General features: G+C 52.9%; 5 protein-coding genes. 3 read left to right on the plus strand and 2 right to left on the minus strand.

Translation table 11 applies throughout. The features are described 5' to 3' along the window. On the plus strand, window positions 1-983 hold a 983-nt coding region (locus AAC01S_RS18005), incomplete at its 5' end, for an MFS transporter (RefSeq protein ID WP_157071283.1). A gap of 78 nt (window positions 984-1061) precedes the next feature. Here the strand turns inward: AAC01S_RS18005 and AAC01S_RS18010 are convergent. Beyond that, window positions 1062-1637: an aminotransferase class V-fold PLP-dependent enzyme gene (locus tag AAC01S_RS18010; protein ID WP_245630289.1), complete on the minus strand. Its 576-nt coding sequence runs from the start codon at window positions 1635-1637 to the stop codon at window positions 1062-1064. A 117-nt stretch (window positions 1638-1754) separates the two neighbouring features. Between AAC01S_RS18010 and AAC01S_RS18015 the strand changes: the two genes are divergently transcribed. Together AAC01S_RS18015 and AAC01S_RS18020 are read left to right on the plus strand one after the other, a co-directional pair. Next, window positions 1755-2984, plus strand: coding sequence for an EAL domain-containing protein (locus AAC01S_RS18015; RefSeq protein WP_169794096.1), 1230 nt, complete (start codon window positions 1755-1757; stop codon window positions 2982-2984). A gap of 71 nt (window positions 2985-3055) precedes the next feature. Beyond that, window positions 3056-4165, plus strand: a complete 1110-nt coding sequence (locus AAC01S_RS18020) for a methyl-accepting chemotaxis protein (RefSeq protein ID WP_067625764.1) — start codon at window positions 3056-3058, stop codon at window positions 4163-4165. On the opposite strand, the gene AAC01S_RS18025 is transcribed toward AAC01S_RS18020, so the two are convergent. Then, window positions 4106-5026: a LysR family transcriptional regulator gene (locus AAC01S_RS18025; protein ID WP_067625767.1), complete on the minus strand. Its 921-nt coding sequence runs from the start codon at window positions 5024-5026 to the stop codon at window positions 4106-4108. The two genes, AAC01S_RS18020 and AAC01S_RS18025, sit on opposite strands and share 60 nt — an antisense overlap. Between the last annotated feature and the right edge of the window lie 83 nt (window positions 5027-5109).

Below are 5109 nucleotides of genomic sequence, written 5' to 3' on the forward strand. Positions count from 1 at the left end.
TTGTGATATTGCCGATCGCGATTTTGGATCTCATCTTCGCAGCCATTTACCTCCGTAATTTCACAGAGACGCGCAAGACCGCTATCAACATTCCAGCGGTGATTTTATCCACGCTGGGTTTTGGCGGAATTCTGTACGGGTTCAGCACAGCAGGCAATGTCGGTTGGAACAGCGATCGCGTATACACTTCCATCGCCATCGGAATCGCCAGCCTCGCTGCCTTCGTGATCCAGCAGCTTCGGATGAAGGAACCGATGCTGGAAATGCGCGTCTTCCGTTACGGAATCTTTACTACGGCGACCATCGTGAATGTCATGATCATGATGGCGATGTTCTCGTCCATGATGTTGTTCCCGCTGTACCTGCAGAATGTCCACGGATTCAGTTCGCTGAAGTCCGGACTGTTGGTCTTGCCTGGCGCGGCCATCATGGGCATTCTATCGCCGATTACGGGCATGGTGTTCGACAAGATCGGCGCCCGCCCTCTGGCTATCGTGGGTTCCATCTTGGCTTTGGGCAGCATGTACGAATTCACAAAACTGACGGTGACGACGCACTATCCGACGCTGATCGTCACGTTCGCCGTTCTGATGCTGGGCATGTCCTTGCTCATGATGCCTGTCATGACAGCGGGCCTCAATCAGCTGCCAAACCGCCTGCACGCCCACGGAACGGCCATGGGCAACACCCTGCAACAGGTTGCCGGGGCCATCGGAACGGCGCTCCTGATTACGGTGATGACACAGGGAACAAAGAGCGACCTCAAGACCCTGATGTCCTCCAGGACCCATCCGATCACGACGCCGTCCGCAATCGCTCAAGCAACCAAACTTGCCACTGTCCACGGGATCGATCACGCCTTCCTCGTCAGCTGCATCTTTGCGGCGCTTGCCCTGATTGGCTCGCTGTTTATCCGTCGGCAGCGCCATACTGCCGATGCGCACGCAAACGACCAGAATGTCGGCGTGGCGGAAAGCGTGTAATCGACCAATTCGAAATCAAATTCGCCCCAACGCAAAAAGCCCGCGACATGGATCGCGGGCTTTTTGTTCGAGGCGGCTTCACTCGATGGTTCCGCTGACATCCTCAACCGCCAGAATGAACGCTTCGATATCGCTTGGGTGGATGTTGCCAATCGCCCCAATTCGAAACGCCTGCATTTCAGTGAGCTTCCCAGGATAAATCACGTACCCTCGCGATTTCAGCGCTTGATAAAACGCGGCGAACCGAAACGACTCGTTTGGATATGGAAACGAGGTGATGGTCGGCGACTGCACGAATTCCGGCAGCAGCACCGTGAACCCAAGTATGGTCATCACGAACCCGAATCCGGGCACGCCTTGGATGCACTTATTGGCGGAACTGATCAAAAAATCGATATCCAGCGCTTCCACTTGCATATGAACGCCGCCAAAACTGCTCATCGCGTCCACGATGACGCGGCGATTACGCGATCTAATCTCTCGAACCACTTCAGCCAATGAGTTGAGCATCCCCGTTGTCGTCTCGAAATGGACAAACGCCACGTCTGTAATGGTTGGATCACTACCGAAAAGGTGGGCGACAATCGCGGGATCAACCGGATTCAAATCGCCGAAATCGTACGACGTTTCACAGGTTTTCCTCTGTTCGGACAAATTTCGACAATCGCCCACAATGTGCCATTTTTCAACAAAATATTACCCAACGTTCACGAATTCGCATCGTGGATCCAGTATGCTTTGGGTGAAAAATTGCGTTGGGGGAAGACAACGATGATTTCCACACAAGCCATTCCAGCGATCCCAAATGTCCTCATGGACGGATTGGCGACCCAGGGTTCGATTTTGTCTCAGTTCAAACGAGGCGCCGTTTTATACATAGATGTCATTGATTTTGCCAACCGTGCGCGTTTCGCGCCACAGGCGTGCGACGAAGTCGTCCAACAGTTTACAGAAGGCTTGCACGATCTTCGGTGCAGTGACCTGCCTGTTCTCCAAGATGTTGTCATTTTGGAGATTGGGTACGGCTGCTTTACGTTCCTATTCCCACATATCGCAACGTTTGCCCAAGGCGTCGACGTGTTGCGTTCCTTTGTGGAACTTGTACAAACCCATCTGAATGCCAAAAGGCTGACCACCCGTTCCGCTCCAGTTCAACTGCGATACGGCGTCTCGCATTCCGAGTGCTTGGAGAACTCCGATCCGAACAGACAGCTCTATCAACTTGTCGCGTGTGCCGCGAGGTCCGCTCAATCGATTGCCAATCCCAAGTCGTTCACGCACCAATCCGAACTTCAAATCATCCTGAAATCGAAAAACGTCACCAGTTACTATCAACCGATTGTCGAGCTTCAAACGAAAAAAGTTTTGGGGTTCGAAAATCTGTCTCGAGGTCCTGAGGGGTCGTCGCTGGAACATCCTGTTGAACTGTTTCAAGTCGCTGAGGAATTTGGGTATCTTCTCGAATTGGAAAGGCTCTGCAGGAACGAAGGAATTCGACGAGCAAGAGTCGGTTCAGACGAAAAATTGTTTCTCAATGTCTCCCCGAATATTTTGTTCGATCCCATGTTTCGCGTCGGCGATACGCGGAAGGTGCTTGAAGAATGCGGCTTGACACCGGCACAAGTCGTCTTTGAAATCACGGAACATCGTGCCATCGATGATTACCCCGCATTTCTGCAATTGGTGGATCACTACAGAGATCAAGGCTACCAAATCGCGATCGATGATTTGGGCTCAGGGTACTCCGGACTTGTGACTCTCGTCCAGGTCAAGCCTGAATTCGTCAAAATCGACACAGAATTGATTCGAGACATTGATCAAAATCCAACGAAGCAAGACATTGTGCGAGCGATTTGCGATATCGCGCGAGGATTCTCGGGCACCGTGATCGCGGAGGGCATTGAAACCATCGAGGAACAATCGTGTGCACAGTCGTGCGGCGTTCAATATGGACAAGGATACCTATTGGGAAGGCCCAGAGAGCACGAATCTCTGTCGTAATCTCCGGTCTTCTTCCCACCAAACAAAGCGAATGAAACGACGCACGGCCGTCGATCAGGAGGCATTCTTCGATGACACAAACTACGCTGATCCAACTCGACATGCTTCAAGCAAGCAGCAGCCTGGCATCATTTATTCAAACCGTCCCCCACGTCCTGCCGACGATGCCAAGTAAAGACGTGGACATGTTGTTCACGACCACTTCGGCCGAAAGCATCGTCGTCTGTGACTCGCTTCAGCGCGTTCGGGGCATGGTCATGAAGGCGCACTTTTACCAGCAACTCGGTCAACGATTTGGCACACAGCTCTATCTCGGCCGGCCGATCACGCTGTTGATGGACGATGCGCCTCTCATCGTCAGTCATCGGATGGAGCCCATGGAGGCGATTGACCTCGCGCTCTCCAGACCCGAAGACCGCGTTTACGATCCGGTGGTCGTGACAGAAGATGATCGGTTCATAGGCATTCTGACCATGCGCGACATCCTCTCCATGTCGCGGACCATGCAGAAACAGGCCGAGGCCTTGCGCAAAGAAACCTTGACCCGCACGAAAGCGATGGTCGAACGTATCCAAACCTTAATTTCGGGCGTCGTTCGAGCGACTGAACAAAGCGAATCCGAGTCGACCCGAATGACCATGTTCACGTCCGAAGGCAGACAAGTCTTGGAGCGGGTCAACCTGACGCTCGAAAGCTTCCTGATGACAAACAATCAGCAACAAACCCGCATTGACGTACTCGCGTCGCGCATCGAAGACATTCAAGAAATTGCCAGAGTGATCTCGCAATTTGCGGAACAAAGCCGTCTTCTCACGTTGAACGCACAAATAGAAGCCGCTCGATCCGGCCAGCACGGGCGCGGGTTCAGCGTGATCGCCAACGAAATTGGCCATTTGGCGGACATGACGCAACATCGCACGCGAGACGTGAACCAAATCGTCAACCAAATCATCGAAGATGTCCATGGCATCGTGGCGTTTAACGACGACACACGGAATTTCAGCGGCCAAACTGCCGAAGCGGTTGACGTGGCGTTGCGGGTGTTCAACGATCTCTTTCAATCGGTGTCTACACAGAATGACAACGTCACCCTGATTCGCGACTGCGCGAACGACGCAAGGTTAGAGTCCATTCGCGTCACTGGATCCCTCGATGAACTGACTGGAGAGCGAGTCGACTAAGATGGTTCGAAAGTGCTCCGCGGCTTGGGACAGTCTTCTGCCTTCGGACCAAATGATGGCGGTGTCCGAACTCATTTGCGGTACGATCTCCGCGTAGACGAGTGTCCCCTCAGGGCGCAATTGGACGGCAAGTTTCGGCACGATGGCTATCCCAATCGCCGAGTCCACAAGCGTCAACAATGTGGCGACGTCTGGACTTTCGCAGATGATTTTCGGGTGAAATCCATAACTTTGACAGGTCTCGTGAAACATGCTGAAAAGTCCCCGGCTGCCTTGACCGTGCAACACCATCAGTTCGAAGTCCTTCAGTTCTTCGATCCGAATCTGATCCCCGTGAAGCACCTGCCACCCAGGTGGTTGAACTGCGACCAGGGGTTCGGTGTGCAAGCGGATCATGCCCATATCGGGCGATTCCACCGGCAGTCGTGTGATGCCGAGATCGATCTGGTGGTCGCGGAGCAACTGCTCGACATAGGGAGAATCTCCCTCCCACAGTCGAAATGTGACCTGAGGATACAAGGCTTGAAACTGTCGTATCGGCCGCGGCAGGTACGATACACAGGACATGACCGTCCCGATGGACAATTGACCGCGAATCCCCTGCCCCAACTCTTTGATCTCCGTGACCATACCTTCGACGGAGTTGAGAATTTCCTTCGCTCGATGGTAAAACGTCCACCCAGCTTGTGTGGGTTCAACTCGTGTATTGCTCCGATCCAGCAGTTGCACGCCCAGTTCTCGTTCCAAGGCCTTGAGCTGCAAGCTGAGAGGTGGCTGCGCCATGTGAAGTCGTTGCGCGGCCCGCGTAATCTGCCCTTCCTCGACAATGGTCACAAAGTACAGCAGCTTCTTGATGTCCACGCTGTTTCACCTTCTCGTTATACATTTTACATATGGATCTAATATATTATATATATTTTACATATTTACAACTTTGATGTTCA

It is taken from the genome of Alicyclobacillus acidiphilus NBRC 100859 (assembly GCF_001544355.1).
GTDB classification, from domain to species: Bacteria; Bacillota; Bacilli; order Alicyclobacillales; family Alicyclobacillaceae; genus Alicyclobacillus; species Alicyclobacillus acidiphilus.

Excerpts from the sequence above, each read along its gene's own strand:
- AAC01S_RS18020 (WP_067625764.1), top strand. The coding sequence starts at position 3,056 with ATGACACAAACTACGCTGATCCAACTCGACATGCTTCAAGCAAGCAGC.
- AAC01S_RS18015 (WP_169794096.1), top strand. The coding sequence starts at position 1,755 with ATGATTTCCACACAAGCCATTCCAGCGATCCCAAATGTCCTCATGGAC.